This window comes from Pseudomonas sp. 44 R 15, from assembly GCF_900004965.1.
Taxonomy (GTDB): domain Bacteria; phylum Pseudomonadota; class Gammaproteobacteria; order Pseudomonadales; family Pseudomonadaceae; genus Aquipseudomonas; species Aquipseudomonas orientalis_A.
Genome location: NZ_CVTU01000095.1, coordinates 7096 through 21763 on the forward strand (window position 1 = coordinate 7096; position 14668 = coordinate 21763).

Genomic DNA, 14668 nt, shown 5'->3' on the forward strand with positions numbered 1-14668 from the left:
GCGTTCGGCCAGCGTGGTTTAACGGGGCGCCTGAGATCAAGATCAAAAGCAGATCAAGATCAAGAGCGACTCGCTTCGCATCGTGGTTACGGTTACGGTTGGGCGCTACAGAGTTGTGTAGATACCTATGTCCCGATAGCCGCACCGCGATACCCCGCCTGTCCCTAATCCCCACCACCATGATTTCTCTGAAAAACCTCTTCCCCCATCGCCGCAATCTGCCCCTCGATCAACGCTTCAAAAGGTTTGAGCAACGTCTCGAACGATGCCGGCGCCTCCAGTACCTGCAACGCCTGCGCAATCGCTTCGACCGTCGACAAGGCGCCAGGTCCCGGCGCCTTGCGCAAGCGATACCGGGAGACACCGCCATCGGCCAGCGTGACCCGAGGCAAGGCCGCCAGCAACGGGTTGAGGTGCAGCAACTTGCGCGCCTTGCGCCAGGTGCCGTCAGGCACCACCAGCAACAGCGGCTGATCGTCTTGTGCGTAGGCTTGCAGGGGTTGGGCATCATCGGCCGGAAACAACAGCCGCGCCTGATAGCCGGGCGGGTTCAACAGGGTCGCCAGGTCATCGAACACCTCTCCCACCACCAACTGCGCATTGTTCAACCCCAACGCCGCCAGCCGCGCGGTATTAAGCGCGTGGTTGACCTCGCTCGGATGCTGCAGCAGTAACACACGGGTGCGACTGTCGAGACGCGGAATCAGCGGGCACAGGCAGTGGCTGACGGGCCTGAGACAATGGGAACACTGGGGTCTGGACATGCTTTTCAGGCCTGGTTGAGCTGGGCTTTAAGTAAATCGCGGAAAGTCTGGATCAGCGGCTCGCGGCCTCGCCCCCGGCGCATGATCATCGAAAACGGCGCCTGGTAGCCGAAGGTGGCCGGCAGCAGTACGCGCAGGTCGCCCTTGTCGGCCCAGGCCTGGGCGTAGTGCTCGGGCAGGTAGCCGATATAGGCGCCGGACAACACCAAAATCAGCTGCGCCTCCATGCTTTCCACGGTGGCCGCGCTGTGCTTGAAGCCATGGCGCGCGAGTTCGGCCTGGCTCCAGTAACCACGCCCGACCATACGTTGCTGGGTGATGACCTGCTCGGGGATACGCCGCTCGTTGAACAACGGGTGCCGGGTGCTGCAATACAGCCAGTGCTGCTCCCGGTACAGCGGCATGTAGATCAGCCCGCTCATGCGGTTGGAAAACGCGCCGATGGCCAGATCCAGGCGATTGTCCTGTACCCCCAGTTGCAGTTCATAAGGACTCATGACCGACAGATGCAAATGGACTGCCGGGTGTTCGAGGCTGTAGGCACCGATCACCTCAGCGAACGGCAGCGCTTTGTCGCTGACCGTGGAGTCGAGCACGCCAAGCTTGAGGGTGCCGCGCAATTCGCCTTTCAACGCGGCGGCATATTGTTCGAAGCTTTCCAGTTCGCCCAGTAAACGCAAGGTCTCCTGATAAAACAGCTCGCCCTTGCTGGTCAGGCTGAAACCGCCGCGCCCACGATGGCACAGCACCAGGCCCAACGCCGATTCCAGCTGACTCATATAGGTGCTGATGGCTGACGTCGACAGATTGAGTGCGTGCTGCGCGTTAGCGAACCCCTGATGTCGCACGACGCTGACGAAGATGCGCAGCAGTTTCAGGTCGGGCAAGGCGTTGGCCATCAAATCTCCGTGGGCTCTCTCATTTGAACCGAGTTTACCCCAGGCGTTAGTTTAGAAAAATCTGAACTAAGTATTTGCCTCTGCCGATTCTTCCCTGCCCCCGCTTTTTACAGAATCGGCCTCCTGATAAACACAACAACGATGAGGCAATCCCGTGGACAAGATTTTCCACCAACCACTGGGCGGCAACGAAATGCCGCGCTTCGCCGGCATCGCCACCATGATGCGCCTGCCCCACCTGCAAACGGCCGAGGGCCTGGACGCGGCCTTCATCGGCGTGCCCCTGGACATCGGCACCTCGCTGCGCGCCGGCACCCGCTTCGGGCCTCGGGAAATTCGCGCCGAATCGGTGATGATCCGCCCGTACAACATGGCCACCGGCGCTGCGCCGTTCGATTCGCTGTCGGTTGCGGATATCGGCGACGTGGCGATCAATACCTTCAATCTCCTCGACGCCGTGCGCATCATCGAACACGCCTACGATGAAATCCTCGAGCACGCCGTCATCCCCCTGACCCTGGGCGGCGATCACACCATCACCCTGCCGATCCTGCGGGCGATTCACAAGAAACACGGCAAGGTCGGGCTGGTGCACATCGACGCCCACGCCGACGTCAACGACCATATGTTCGGCGAGAAAATCGCCCACGGCACTACCTTCCGCCGCGCCGTGGAAGAGGGTTTGCTCGACTGCGACCGCGTGGTGCAGATCGGCCTGCGCGCCCAGGGCTACACCGCTGAAGACTTCAACTGGAGCCGCAAGCAGGGCTTCCGCGTGGTCCAGGCCGAAGAATGCTGGCATCACTCGCTCGCGCCGTTGATGGCCGAAGTGCGCGAAAAGGTCGGCGGCGGCCCGGTGTACCTGAGCTTCGACATCGATGGCATCGACCCGGCCTGGGCACCAGGCACCGGCACGCCGGAAATCGGCGGGCTGACCACCATCCAGGCGATCGAGATCATTCGTGGCTGCCAGGGCCTGGACCTGATTGGTTGTGATCTGGTGGAAGTTTCGCCGCCCTATGACACCACCGGCAACACCTCGCTGCTGGGTGCCAACCTGCTGTATGAAATGCTCTGTGTATTACCCGGCGTGACGCATCGCTGATCCGCGCGTACACGCCTTGAACAGAATAAAAAGCATGCCCGCACTCTGAAAAACCCGGGGGCTTCCAAGGTCCCCAATCACCGATGTACCTGACCTTGGCTCGCGCGCTTGCCGAGCCGACTGCCGCCTGATCGTCCATAAAAAATATAATCGGAGAATCACCGTCATGGCTTTGGATCTATTTGTCGTCCTCATCTACGCCGCCGGCATGCTGGTGCTCGGCTACTACGGCATGCGCCGCGCCAAGACCCATGAAGACTATCTGGTGGCCGGGCGCAACCTGGGGCCATCGCTGTATATGGGCACCATGGCCGCCACGGTATTGGGCGGCGCCTCCACCGTCGGCACTGTGCGCCTGGGTTATGTGTACGGTATTTCCGGTTTCTGGCTGTGCGCCGCACTGGGCGCGGGGATCATTGTGCTGAACCTGTTCCTGGCCAGGCCGCTGTTGAAGCTGAAAATCTTCACCGTCACCCAGATCCTGGAGAAACGCTACAACCCCATGGCTCGCCAGGCCAGCGCAGTGATCATGCTGGCTTACGCACTGATGATCGCAGTGACCTCGATCCTGGCCATCGGCACTGTGCTGCAAGTGTTGTTCGGCCTGCCGTTCTGGATCTCGGTGCTGCTGGGCGGTGGCGTGGTGGTGGTGTATTCGACCATCGGCGGCATGTGGTCGCTGACCCTGACCGATATCGTGCAGTTCGTGATCAAGACGGTTGGACTGATGTTCATTCTGTTGCCGATCTGCCTGTACCGCGTCGGCGGCTGGGATGAACTGGTGGCCAGGCTGCCGGCATCGAGTTTGAGCTTCACCGCGATCGGCTGGGACACGATCATTACCTACTTCATGATCTACTTCTTCGGCATCCTGATCGGCCAGGATATCTGGCAGCGCGTATTCACCGCCCGCGACGAAAAAGTTGCGCGGTACGCGGGCACCTTCGCCGGGTTCTATTGCATTGTTTATGGACTGGCATGCGCATTGATCGGCATGGCGGCGCATGTGCTGATCCCGGAACTGGATAACGCCAACAACGCGTTCGCGGCCATCGTCAAAGCCTCACTGCCGGACGGCATTCGCGGCCTGGTGATTGCCGCAGCCCTGGCGGCCATGATGTCCACGGCCAGCGCCGGCTTGCTCGCCGCCTCCACCGTGCTGACCGAAGACTTGTTGCCACGGTTGCGCAGCGGCAAGCAGTCGAGCCTGGGCGTCAACCGCTTGTTCACCTTGCTGACCGGCATCGCCGTGATCGGCATCGCACTGGTGGTGAACGATGTGATCAGCGCCCTGACCCTGGCCTATAACCTGCTGGTGGGCGGCATGCTGATCCCGCTGATCGGAGCAATCTTCTGGAAACGCGCGACCACCGCAGGGGCGATTACGTCGATGGGCCTGGGGTTCCTGACCGCGCTGGTATTCATGTTCAAGGATGGGCTGGATGCAAACACGCCGATTTATTACAGCCTCGCGGCCGCGTCGGTGAGTTTTGTGCTGGTGAGTGTGGTGTCGCGTAAACCGGGCGCCGTGGTGGCAGGCGTGGCTTGACCCCGTCCGGGCTTTAGAGCGGTTTCTTCAGCGGGTGCGACGGCGAATGTCACACCCGTTTTTTTGTCCCTCAATGGTCAGACGTTCTGGCCAGGATGATCTCCTGAACCAAAGAGGCCCACACCAATCCCTGGGTAGTGCCTCCGGCATATGTGCCTCCGGCCGCGATTTGATGGTAGGCGGACCAATAAACGATCGAAAGCCCATCTGAAGTACCCGGCCTCGCACATTCGATTATTTGCAGGTCACTCTTTTCGACGGCTCTGCGGTAAGACTGTGGAAAATGCCGAGAAATAGCAGCAAGGCACGCCGCGAGTACTTGCTCTTTATATTCAAGCGTTGATCCAGGCGGAACCTGCCCGCCGGAGACAAGAATGCAATCCCCGTCCAGGCGGCAATTCATGACACCGACGGGTAGATCGTACTGCAACTTGAGCCCGCGCATTTCGGCACCTTCATGTCCAATCGCGGGCAGTTTGAAAAACCAACCGATGATCGCGATCACGTTGGGTTCCTCTACGCCCATGGCAGTGACAACGAAGTGATCTTTGCTCAGTTCACAAATGTGTTCCAACGTCAAAAGCCTGGACCGAAACTGAACCCCCGCACGTTGCAAAAGCCTCTCCAACTCCAGAATCAGATCGTCGAATGCCACCTCGTAGCCGGATACTTCTATAGCCCGGCCGACACCATGAACGCCGTAACTTGCCTGGATTTGCGTATGACTGATCTCTGCAACTTCACCTCCTGGCTTGCCGCTCGGCCAAGGACGGCGTTCGATATCGCGCTGTTCGCGTATCGCGCCTTCTACATCAGTGGTATCGCCTATATAGGCTCTTACAATCCGCGCGTGCGCAAAGGGTGCCAGCGACGGGTTGTCAGCCAGAAGTTTTTCAAACAATTCAATGCCTGCTCGGTTGCATTCAACGGCCAAATGCTGATTTCCGCAGAGCAGGTACTGATTATGGAGCGGCTTTGCCGTCGTCTCCGTCGCTGACAGGTGACGCATGTTCACCTGCTTGTGGCTGGCGCCATCGCTCTGCCGGTTGCGGCCGTATACGTCGACTTGATAATTGGCCAGGCGAAACATCACGGCTTGAAAAAGGCCGTTGATCCCTCTGCCGATGATCGACACGCGTGGCGCATCGGCCTCTATCTGCTGAACGGGAATCGCCAATGACTGTACAACTTTGCGCCTGGCAAGACCGTGCAAAGCCGTCAAGCTCAATTGGATTGCGACGGCATAGTCGAGATCGCACTGGCAGGCTTCTGCAGTTGCCGCCTGCGCCGTCAGCGTCGCCGGTTTGCGCCACGTGGAGACACTACAGCCGAGCTTTTGCGCGCGCATTCGAAACGCGTCCAATGTGACGAGCCCATAGTCCAATACAAGCTGGATGCCCTCGGCTCGCGCCAGGGCCTGCAAAGCGTCATCGCTGAACACGTCCGGTTTGGCGACGCAAACAACGCGAGCCTGTTTGTGCAGACATTGAATAAGGGCACGGTCAATACGACGGGTGGAGTCCTTAGTCAGAGATAAACACAGAGCGACTGCACGGGCCCCCTTCATCGCCTCGAACCAGTCGACTACAAATGACACCCGGCTGTTTTGGGAGACTTTTCTGCCAAGTGCCGAAGGGCAGCGGCTTAACACCTTAATTCGAACATCCGGGTCTCGATCAAGGAGTAACGTGACAAGTTCCTGACCGACATTGCCATATCCCAGCACGCAGATGTCACGGGGTATCGAGCCATCGGCCAATGTCAGCCAGCGCGCAATATAAGCAGCGACATGCGGCGCGTTCACACCGGGCGTATTGACCACTTGAATCCCTTTGGATGCGCACAGGTCCAGTCGAACCTTATCGAGGCTCGTCCCCCTGCGAATCAGATGCAGGTTTCCAAATGGGTGGGCTGAACGCCAGAGGTCTATGACGTCTGCATCCATGGCTTGGTCCCCAACAACGATTGTTGCTGGACGCAAAAGCCCGATCTGGGTGAGCAACGCCTGCTTGGTTATTGTCGGGGAGAGAAACACGATGTTGTCCGGAGCATCAGCTTTCCAGCCCCTGGAAACCGGCGCGATATGTAAAATGCTGTCGGTTGTGGCGATCAAGGATGCGGCGACGGGCGGAACGGGAAAGCGCGTCATGGCTTAGTCTCCAATAACTCTGACTTAGTAATGCCCCGAAGAGAGGTTTTATAAAGTTTGGAGTTACGGAAGCGGCCGTTCTCTATTCCTGGGTTTTGTTTGACCTTTCCACAAAGAATTGCAACAACCGATGAAATTCCGTAACGGAATTCAACCTACGCTCATCTTTTAAAATGAATAAGCCAGCCAATTCTGACGAGCGAGTAGCCCAATTCCGACATTTGAAGGCGAGAGAGGCAAGGCGCTTTAACCGATCTTCGTGCCTGTCACAAACGAAATATGGGAGCGAACCTGCTCGCGAATGCAGTAAACCAGTCAACTACTTATCGACTGACTCACCGCATCGCGAACAAGCCCGCTCCCACACGAATACCGGGTTGGCTGGGGATCAACGCCGACGTGGGCGGCGTTGCTCGTCATCGGTACGAATCGGCACCGGCTGCAGTGGAGGCTCGATCAAGCCCAGCGCAACGCCAAGGTCATGGAGCCAGGTTTGAATTTTCTCTTTCATGATTTGCCCCCTTTGAGGGTAATGCGGGTAGACGCCTGTCTTGTCGCCCTTTCCTACACTGATAGTAGCCCTAAGTCCTATGTATTGCTTGCGCGAAACCACAACGAACTATTACTGAATGGATCAGGATCCTGTCGATTCGTTCAAGCAATCTCGCGCCTGTCTTGCACGCTCTCTGCCTGGCTCGCCTGCTGCAGCTCGATCCATGCATTGAGGTTAGCGCCGAGCATACCCTTTCGCCACATCAACCAGGTGGTGGCAGTGGCAAAAGGCCCAGTCAGCGGATGAACGGACACACTGTCCTTGCCCGGCAGGCTCTCGAGCATGGATTCAGACATCAACGCCACGCCTGAGCCGGCGATCACACAAGCCAGCATGCCCTGGTAGGACTCGATCTCGATGGCGCGGCCCATGGCCACGCGCTCGTGGGAAAACCAGGTCTCCAGGCGGGTGCGATAGGCGCAACTGCGGCGGAACGTGAAAACCGAGCGGCCGGCCACGTCCTGGGGGCCGCGCACCGGCGGGTGATCGGCCTCGCAAATGATCACCAGGCGCTCTTCGCACAGCGGCACGCCGTCCAGCGTGGCAATCGTCAATGGACCATCCACCAGCGCCGCATCCAGCCGCCCGGTGATCAAGCCTTCGAGCAGTTCGCCGCTCGGCGCGGATTGCACCTGCAAATTCACCATCGGGTAGGCCTTGTGATAACGCGCCAATAGCGTGGGCAAGTGAATCGCCGCCGTGCTGTACATGCTGCCGAGGACAAAATCACCCGCCGGTTGCCCGCCCTGCACGGCGCCATGAGCTTCATCGTGCAGGGCCAGTAGACGGGTGCTGTAGTCCAGCAGCACTTTACCCGCAGGAGAAAGCTGCAAACGCTGGCGTTCACGCACAAACAGCTCGACGCCAAGCTGTTCTTCCATTTGCTTGAGCCGGGTCGACAGGTTCGACGGCACACGGTGCAGGCGCTCGGCGGCGCGGGTGATGGAGCCCTCTTCCGCTACCGCCTGGAAGATGCGCAGTTGACTGAACTCCATAGCCTTTCTCCAAAACTGAACAAGTTACTCACTATTATTCATTTTTACAGAAAGTCAATCCGCTTTAGCCTGACGGTCTTCGCTTTCTCGCAGGACACGTGCACATGTCACCGCTGATTCGCTTAACCGCCAGCTTTGTCGCCCTGATGATGGCCATGGGCATCGGCCGCTTTGCCCTGACTCCGCAGATGCCGCATTTGCTCAGCGAAGGTCAGATCGACCTGACCGGCGCCGGGTTGATCGCGGCCGCCAATTACCTGGGTTATTTCGTCGGTGCGGTGGACTCGATTTTCGCCCGCAGTCATCACCACATTAAAGGGCGCTTGTACGGCGGGTTGTGGCTCTGCGTGCTGCTGACCCTGGCGTCCTGTTGGGCCCACGGCTTCTGGCCTCATCTGCTGCTGCGTTTCGGCACCGGTGTCGCCAGCGCCTGGGCCCTGGTGATGATTACCAGCCTGAGCCAGCCGCTGGCGATTGCCGCCGGCAGGCCACGCCTGGGAGCGCTGGTGTTCGCAGGACCTGGCTTGGGCATTGTGCTCACCGGACTGCTGGCGCTGGGGTCCAACCTGTTGGGGCAAAGCTCCGCAACGCTGTGGTTGGTGTATGGCGCGGTGGCACTGGTGATGCTGCTGGCCATCCTGCCATTCCTGCCAACGCCGACCACGCTGGCTGCGCCCGCCTCCAACGCGGGTAATAACGGCAGCATCGCGCACTTGGGCTGGATCTACTTCCTGTTCGGCCTGGGCTACATCATTCCAGCGACCTTCCTGTCGCAGATGGCCAGTGCGCAGTTCAAGGGCGCCTGGCAGGCCGACTTGTTCTGGCCGTGCTTTGGCCTGGCCGCAGCGATGGGCGTGGTGATAGCCAGCCTGCGCCGCAAGGCCCCGAACACCACCCGGCGCTGGCTGATGACCACGCTGTGGCTGCAGGCGGCCGGCGTATTCACGTGCCTGCTGGGCAATACCTGGGGCCTGGCGCTGGGAGTATTGCTGTGCGGCGCACCGTTTCTGGCGTGCATGCAATTGGTCATGGCGCGCCTGCGCGAGATAGCGCCCCACGGCTACCAGCGCAACACCGGCCTGTTGACGGCCAGCTTTGCCATCGGCCAATTGAGCGGGCCGCTGCTGGCCTCGGTGAGCAGCCACTTGAGCGGCGGCCTGCAACCGGCACTGGTGATTGCCGGTTGCGGTCTGTTGGTGGCCGGCGGTGTCGTGCTCAGCCAGCGACCAGAGGGGTCGGCAAGCGCACCTGCTCACGCCGTGCCAGTAGCAGAAAAAACAGCCCTCCCAGGAAGCAGCCGGTAAACCAGGCGAAATTGGCCATGCCTTGCAACGCCGGCGTGAAGGTGATGGCGACGCCCACCAGCGTCGCCGGTACCAAGGCCTTGACCGCCGTCCAGTTCACCCCGCCGTCGAAGTAATAGCGTCCGTTCGGACTGTCATCGAACAGCGCATCCACGTCGATCTGCTGCTTTTTGACCAGGTAAAAATCCACCAGCAGGATGCCGAACAGCGGCCCGATAAACGCGGCCAGGATATCCAGGGTGTAGTGAATCATCAGCGGGTTATTGAACAGGTTCCACGGCGTGATAAAGATCGACGCCACGGCGGCGATCATTCCACCCGCACGCCAGCTGATTTTGCTCGGCGCAATGTTGGCGAAGTCGAACGCAGGCGAGACAAAGTTGGCGACGATATTGATGCCGATAGTGGCGGTCACGAACGCGAAGGCGCCCAGCAACACGGCCATGCTGTTGTCGATGCGCGACACAGTGGCGATGGGGTCATGCAACATTTCGCCAAATACTGGCAGGGTGCCCGAGACGATCACCACGGTTACCAGGGAGAAGGCCAGGAAGTTCACCGGTAGCCCCCAGAAGTTGCCACGGCGCACGTCCTGCATGCTGCGGCAGTAGCGACTGAAATCGCCAAAATTGAGGGTGGGTCCGGAGAAGTACGACACCACCAGCGCCGTCGCCACGATCACCTGGCCGAACGCCTGCCAGCCCGACAGCGACTTTTCCGCCAGGGTAAAGCTGATATTTGCCCAACCCGCTTTCCACACAATCCAGCCGGCCAGGGCAAACATCACCGCATACACCACCGGGCCGGCCCAGTCGATAAAGCGGCGGATGGATTCCATGCCGGCCCAGAACACAGCGGCCTGCAGCACCCACAACGTAAGAAAGCCGAACCAGCCCAGGTACGACAAGCCGGCAAAGTGCGGCTCTGCATACACAGCCATCGACGGAAAAAAGCGCAGCACCACGATGATCAAGGCACTCGACGCCAGGTACGTCTGAATGCCATACCAGGCAACCGCGATCAGGCCACGGATCACCGCAGGAATATTCGCACCAAAAACACCAAATGCCAGGCGGCAAATCACTGGATAAGGCACCGCCGCCTGCTGACTCGGCTTGGCCACCAGGTTGGCGATCAGTTGCACAATGCAAATGCCCGCGAGCAAGGCGATCAACACCTGCCAACTGGCAAGCCCCAGGGCGAACAGGCTGGCGGCGAACACGTAGCCGCCGACGCTGTGCACATCGCTCATCCAGAAGGCGAAGATGTTGTACCAGGTCCATTTCTGCGGCAGTGGGCCCAGGTCCTGGTTATACAGCCGTGGGCTGTAGCCGTTGGGCAATTGGTCGGTCATCGCGGGACTCCTCGTAATATCGCCCTGCGTTGCCGTAGCGATATGCATACGGTACGCAGTATGGGTTGTATACGAGGTAGTCAGCAGAATGCATGCCAATAGCACACAATGCCCAGGGAACGGCGTTCCAAAGACATTATAAAGGTTTAGATAGAACAGCTATGCGCAACAACGGTGCACGACAATCCTGTACACAATCAGTGGCGCACTCGTTGTGCACAGAGGTAGCCGACTGTGCAACAGATGGCTGTGAGCACAGTCCCCCACGCCATGTCCATTACCGCCAGGCCGGCGGACCAGCCTTGCAGCGTGGCCCAATTGCTCAGGTCGTAAGTGCCATAGGCCACCAACCCCAGCAAGGCCCCCAAACGCGCAGCGCGTTGCCAGCTCGCGCTGGGCAAGACAACGAATATCACGCAACCGAGGACATACAGCAGATAGAACACGACGGCGGGCAACAGCCGGGGCTGATCGAGCATCAGCGAGCCGAGCAGGCTCTTATAGGTAGGCCCCATCAGAACGCCCAGCCAGAGGCCGTCCAACACCAGGAAGGCGACCAGCGTACCGAGGTAGGCAAACAAGGTTTTCTTCGACATTTGACCATCCACTGTAGGAGCAAGCGTGCTCCTACAGCAGAGCCGGCCGCACTCAGCTTAGTTCAATGCGATCGGCATGAATCACAATCTGCCCCTGCTTGTAGAGCGCACCAATGGCCTTTTTGAAGTTGCCTTTGCTCACACCGAACAAGTTGCTGATGACGGCGGGATCGCTTTTATCACTGACCGGCAAGGTGCCGTTGTTGTCACGCAATTTGGCGAGGATCTTCGAGTTGAGGCTGGAAGCCGCTTCCTGGCCAACCGGCTGCAGGCTCAGGCTGATGTTGCCATCGGCGCGGATCTCTTTGATAAAGCCTTTCTCTTCCTTGCCCGGGCGCAGGAACTTGAACACTTCGTTCTTGTGGATCAGGCCCCAGTGTTTGTTGTTGATGATCGCCTTGAAGCCCATGTCCGTGGCTTCGGCCACCAACAGGTCGACTTCCTGGCCCACCTGGTAATTGGCCGGCGTTTTGTCCAGGTAGCGATCAAGGCGCGCGGTGGCGGTGATGCGCCGGGTGTGCTTGTCGAGATAGACATGCACCACGCAATATTCACCGGCGCTCAGCTGACGCTTTTCTTCCGAGTAAGGCAGCAACAGATCCTTGGGCAGCCCCCAATCGAGGAACACGCCGATGCTGTTGACTTCCACCACTTTCAAACTGGCAAATTCGCCCACTTGAACTTTGGGTTTTTCAGTGGTGGCGATAAGTTTGTCATCACTGTCCAGATAAATGAAAACGTTAAGCCAGTCTTCATCTTCACTGGGAATGTCCTTGGGGATATACCGATTAGGCAAGAGGATTTCACCGTCTTGCGCACCATCCAGGTACAAACCAAAGTTAGTGTGTTTAACCACTTGCAAGCTGTTGTAGCGCCCGACTAAAGCCATTTCCAGATACCCTCATTGCGTGGGCGGCATTCTACCCGAGTTGAGCCAGACACGCGCGCGCGCCTGAAAAATCCGCAGGCCGACGTGGCGCTGCAATGGCAGTGCCCCGCTCGTCTGATCAATCCTGCGAATTTTACCCGTCGCCAACACCGGTACGTTTCAAGCTTTCGAGTTAAAACAGTCAGTTAGCGGGTTATTGGGTTGATCAAGTTCGGTCTTTTGCAGAGGCGACATTTAATTCCCAAGGGATATTTGCCAAGCAATTGTCAAGTAATTCCTGTACGATGCCTGGCCAAGTTAATTTTCTACAGGTTAGTGGCCGCCATGCGCGTAAAAGCATCCAACAGCAAAGCAAAGCCAGCTCCCGCCGTTGAAACCAGCGAATCGATCAACAGCCAGATTGCTGCGTTCCTCAAGTCCGGTGGCGAAATCCAGCAAATTGCCAAGGGCGTGAGCGGCCAGACTTTCGGCCCGTCCAAGCAGATCAGCCTGGGCAAAAAGTAATACCCGCGCAACGCACCTGGTCCCTAAGCGTCTTGCCTTCAAGGCGCTAGGACTAGAGCCCGAAACACCTTCGCAACACCTTGATCCTCACCCCAATCGACGAACGGGCCTCACCTGCGAGCTTTCGCCGGTATCCTTGCACACGTCTAGCACGGGCATCTGCCCATCTTTTTTCGTCACTGCTCCTCGCTTTTCATGGAGTGAAGCATGCTCAAATCCTGCATGTTACTGGTCAGCGCGCTTGCCGCGTGTCCGCTCGCCGAAGCGCAGATTTTCCAGCGCGAATTGGGCGACTTCGACCTGAAATTGGGTACCACCCCCAGCCGTACCATGGCTCAGGGCCTGGTCAAGCCGACCTCCCCCGGCAGCGACGCATTCCATGGCGGGCTGGACCTGAGTCACGACAGCGGCCTGTACTTCGGCCAGTTTTCACCGAACATGGGGTTGTCCTCGCCCAGCACCCTTGAAGTCGATTCCTATATGGGTTTCAAGCATCCCTTCGACCAGACCCTGGGCTACGAAGTGGGCTTGATTCACTACAGCTATCCCAAGGTCAGCCCCCTCGACAGCCAGGCGTTTTATGGTGGCCTGAACCTGCTGGGCAACCGTTTCGGCGTGTCTTTCAGCAACGACCCCGACCGCCAGGACAGCACGCTGTTTGCCGACCTCGGCGGCACCCAGCCTTTCGGCGTCGGCGTCAGCGTGAAGTACACCACCCATCAACTGGGCACCCCGGTGTCGGTGGAGAACGGCGCCATCAGCAGCTTCAGCGACTGGTCAGTGCAACTGTCCCGGGCCTGGAAAGGGGTCGACCTGGACCTGATCTACAGCGACTCCAGCCTCAGTGGCGGGGACTGCTCGGCCTACTCCGGACACAATTCGCAATGTGACGGCCTGTTGACCTTGAAGGCTGTCCGGTCGTTTTATTGATGGGCTGAACTGTCGCCCCTTGTGCAGGTTCACATGCATTAACCCCAACCGTGCAAGGACCTGCCCATGTTGCGTCGGCTCAAATTTATGGTGTTATTGCTGACCCTGAGCCTGGTGCTCGCCGGCTGCAATCGCGTGGGCCTGGCCTACCGTAATCTTGACGTGATCATCCCCTGGACCCTCAACGACTACCTGGACATGAACGCCGGGCAGAAGAGCTGGTTCAACGACAAACTCAAGGAGCACCTGGCCTGGCACTGCACCACGCAATTGCCGGGTTACCTGGACTGGCTGGACCGCCTGCAACAGATGGTCGACGCCAATCAGGTCACCGACGCCGCCTTGCAGGCCCGCACCGTCGAAGCCAAACAGGCTATCGCCGAGATCGCGCGTGAAATCACCCCGTCTGCGGTGCACCTGCTGCAAGGTCTGGATGATCAGCAGGTCAAGGAGATGAACGACGCCCTGGCCAAAGACCTGCGCAAACGCCAGGACGAATACCTCAAGCCGCCGCTGGCCCAGCAGATCAAGGAGCGCGCCGAGCGCATGAGCAAGCGTCTGGACGCCTGGATCGGCCCACTCAGCGCCACCCAGCAGCAGCGGGTGGTGGCCTGGTCCGAGGCATTGGGAGATCAGAACAACGAGTGGATCGGCAACCGCGCGCACTGGCAGGCGCAGTTCAGCGAGGCGCTGCGGCAACGCAACAGTCCCGGGTTTGCGCAAAAAATGCAGCAGTTACTGGTGGACCGGGAAAGTCTTTGGACCCCCGAGTACCGGGCGGCCTACGCACAGACCGAAGCGGCGGCGCGTAGTTTGATTGTGGATTTGATGGCGCAGAGCACTGAGCAACAGCGCATGAAGCTGAGCCAGAAAATCGACAAAGTCCGTGGCGATTTTCAGGCCCTCAAATGCCTCAAGGCTGCCTCTGCGTGATGTGGGTAAGGGCGTGCTTTCGATAGCAGCGCGCCTGACAAACCGCTATCGGGGCATAGGTATCTACACAACTCAGCAGCGCCCAACCGTAACCACGATGCGAAGCGAGCCGCTCTTGATCTTGATCTGCTTTTGATCTCAGGC

At 59.0% G+C, this 14668-nt stretch carries 14 protein-coding genes; 6 read left to right on the forward strand and 8 right to left on the reverse strand.

What is annotated here, in order from left to right:
* Positions 1-164: 164 nt before the first annotated feature.
* Positions 165-764 carry a tRNA-uridine aminocarboxypropyltransferase gene (locus tag BFP93_RS15390; RefSeq protein WP_065893749.1) on the reverse strand — a complete coding sequence of 200 codons (600 nt, stop codon included), beginning with the start codon at positions 762-764 and terminating at the stop codon, positions 165-167.
* Between the two features lie 5 nt (positions 765-769).
* Positions 770-1663, reverse strand: coding sequence for a LysR family transcriptional regulator (locus BFP93_RS15395; RefSeq protein WP_065893750.1), 894 nt, complete (start codon positions 1661-1663; stop codon positions 770-772).
* Between the two features lie 154 nt (positions 1664-1817).
* Between BFP93_RS15395 and speB the strand changes: the two genes are divergently transcribed.
* On the forward strand, positions 1818-2768 hold the full coding sequence (gene speB / locus BFP93_RS15400) for an agmatinase (protein WP_065893751.1): 951 nt from the start codon (positions 1818-1820) through the stop codon (positions 2766-2768).
* 166 nt (positions 2769-2934) lie between these two features.
* Positions 2935-4317, forward strand: a complete 1383-nt coding sequence (locus tag BFP93_RS15405; protein WP_065893752.1) for a sodium:solute symporter — start codon at positions 2935-2937, stop codon at positions 4315-4317.
* 70 nt (positions 4318-4387) lie between these two features.
* Here the strand turns inward: BFP93_RS15405 and BFP93_RS15410 are convergent, their stop codons facing one another.
* From BFP93_RS15410 to BFP93_RS15415, 3 genes are all read right to left on the reverse strand, one after another.
* Positions 4388-6466 carry an FAD-dependent oxidoreductase gene (locus BFP93_RS15410; protein WP_065893753.1) on the reverse strand — a complete coding sequence of 693 codons (2079 nt, stop codon included), beginning with the start codon at positions 6464-6466 and terminating at the stop codon, positions 4388-4390.
* 388 nt (positions 6467-6854) lie between these two features.
* Positions 6855-6977 carry a PA1414 family protein gene (locus BFP93_RS29275; RefSeq protein ID WP_017737772.1) on the reverse strand — a complete coding sequence of 41 codons (123 nt, stop codon included), beginning with the start codon at positions 6975-6977 and terminating at the stop codon, positions 6855-6857.
* A 143-nt stretch (positions 6978-7120) separates the two neighbouring features.
* On the reverse strand, positions 7121-8014 hold the full coding sequence (locus BFP93_RS15415) for a putrescine utilization regulator PtrR (RefSeq protein ID WP_065893754.1): 894 nt from the start codon (positions 8012-8014) through the stop codon (positions 7121-7123).
* Between the two features lie 104 nt (positions 8015-8118).
* On the opposite strand from BFP93_RS15415, the gene BFP93_RS15420 reads away from it, so the two are divergent.
* Positions 8119-9318: an MFS transporter gene (locus tag BFP93_RS15420; RefSeq protein ID WP_065893755.1), complete on the forward strand. Its 1200-nt coding sequence runs from the start codon at positions 8119-8121 to the stop codon at positions 9316-9318.
* Here BFP93_RS15420 and BFP93_RS15425 read toward each other — a convergent pair.
* The 3 genes from BFP93_RS15425 to BFP93_RS15435 all read right to left on the reverse strand — a co-directional run bounded on the left by BFP93_RS15425 (position 9230) and on the right by BFP93_RS15435 (position 12157).
* Positions 9230-10672, reverse strand: coding sequence for an NCS1 family nucleobase:cation symporter-1 (locus BFP93_RS15425; protein WP_065893756.1), 1443 nt, complete (start codon positions 10670-10672; stop codon positions 9230-9232). The genes BFP93_RS15420 and BFP93_RS15425 overlap by 89 nt on opposite strands.
* 197 nt (positions 10673-10869) lie before the next feature.
* Positions 10870-11268, reverse strand: a complete 399-nt coding sequence (locus BFP93_RS15430; RefSeq protein ID WP_065893757.1) for a DUF2177 family protein — start codon at positions 11266-11268, stop codon at positions 10870-10872.
* 52 nt (positions 11269-11320) lie between these two features.
* Positions 11321-12157, reverse strand: coding sequence for a CvfB family protein (locus tag BFP93_RS15435; RefSeq protein WP_065884480.1), 837 nt, complete (start codon positions 12155-12157; stop codon positions 11321-11323).
* 324 nt (positions 12158-12481) lie between these two features.
* Here BFP93_RS15435 and BFP93_RS15440 point away from each other — a divergent pair, with 324 nt between their 5' ends.
* The 3 genes from BFP93_RS15440 (at position 12482) to BFP93_RS15450 (ending at position 14524) form a co-directional block, all read left to right on the forward strand.
* Positions 12482-12661, forward strand: a complete 180-nt coding sequence (locus tag BFP93_RS15440) for a hypothetical protein (RefSeq protein WP_003193095.1) — start codon at positions 12482-12484, stop codon at positions 12659-12661.
* 207 nt (positions 12662-12868) lie between these two features.
* Entirely contained in the window at positions 12869-13591 is a 723-nt protein-coding gene (locus BFP93_RS15445) for a TorF family putative porin (protein ID WP_065893758.1), read from the forward strand.
* Between the two features lie 66 nt (positions 13592-13657).
* Complete coding sequence (locus tag BFP93_RS15450) at positions 13658-14524, forward strand: DUF6279 family lipoprotein (RefSeq protein WP_065893759.1); 867 nt, start codon at positions 13658-13660, stop codon at positions 14522-14524.
* Positions 14525-14668 lie beyond the last annotated feature (144 nt).

Excerpts from the sequence above, each read along its gene's own strand:
- BFP93_RS15390 (WP_065893749.1), bottom strand. The coding sequence starts at position 764 with ATGTCCAGACCCCAGTGTTCCCATTGTCTCAGGCCCGTCAGCCACTGC.
- BFP93_RS15395 (WP_065893750.1), bottom strand. The coding sequence starts at position 1,663 with ATGGCCAACGCCTTGCCCGACCTGAAACTGCTGCGCATCTTCGTCAGC.
- BFP93_RS15405 (WP_065893752.1), top strand. The coding sequence starts at position 2,935 with ATGGCTTTGGATCTATTTGTCGTCCTCATCTACGCCGCCGGCATGCTG.
- BFP93_RS15410 (WP_065893753.1), bottom strand. The coding sequence starts at position 6,466 with ATGACGCGCTTTCCCGTTCCGCCCGTCGCCGCATCCTTGATCGCCACA.
- BFP93_RS29275 (WP_017737772.1), bottom strand. The coding sequence starts at position 6,977 with ATGAAAGAGAAAATTCAAACCTGGCTCCATGACCTTGGCGTTGCGCTG.
- BFP93_RS15415 (WP_065893754.1), bottom strand. The coding sequence starts at position 8,014 with ATGGAGTTCAGTCAACTGCGCATCTTCCAGGCGGTAGCGGAAGAGGGC.
- BFP93_RS15420 (WP_065893755.1), top strand. The coding sequence starts at position 8,119 with ATGTCACCGCTGATTCGCTTAACCGCCAGCTTTGTCGCCCTGATGATG.
- BFP93_RS15425 (WP_065893756.1), bottom strand. The coding sequence starts at position 10,672 with ATGACCGACCAATTGCCCAACGGCTACAGCCCACGGCTGTATAACCAG.
- BFP93_RS15430 (WP_065893757.1), bottom strand. The coding sequence starts at position 11,268 with ATGTCGAAGAAAACCTTGTTTGCCTACCTCGGTACGCTGGTCGCCTTC.
- BFP93_RS15435 (WP_065884480.1), bottom strand. The coding sequence starts at position 12,157 with ATGGCTTTAGTCGGGCGCTACAACAGCTTGCAAGTGGTTAAACACACT.
- BFP93_RS15440 (WP_003193095.1), top strand. The coding sequence starts at position 12,482 with ATGCGCGTAAAAGCATCCAACAGCAAAGCAAAGCCAGCTCCCGCCGTT.
- BFP93_RS15445 (WP_065893758.1), top strand. The coding sequence starts at position 12,869 with ATGCTCAAATCCTGCATGTTACTGGTCAGCGCGCTTGCCGCGTGTCCG.
- BFP93_RS15450 (WP_065893759.1), top strand. The coding sequence starts at position 13,658 with ATGTTGCGTCGGCTCAAATTTATGGTGTTATTGCTGACCCTGAGCCTG.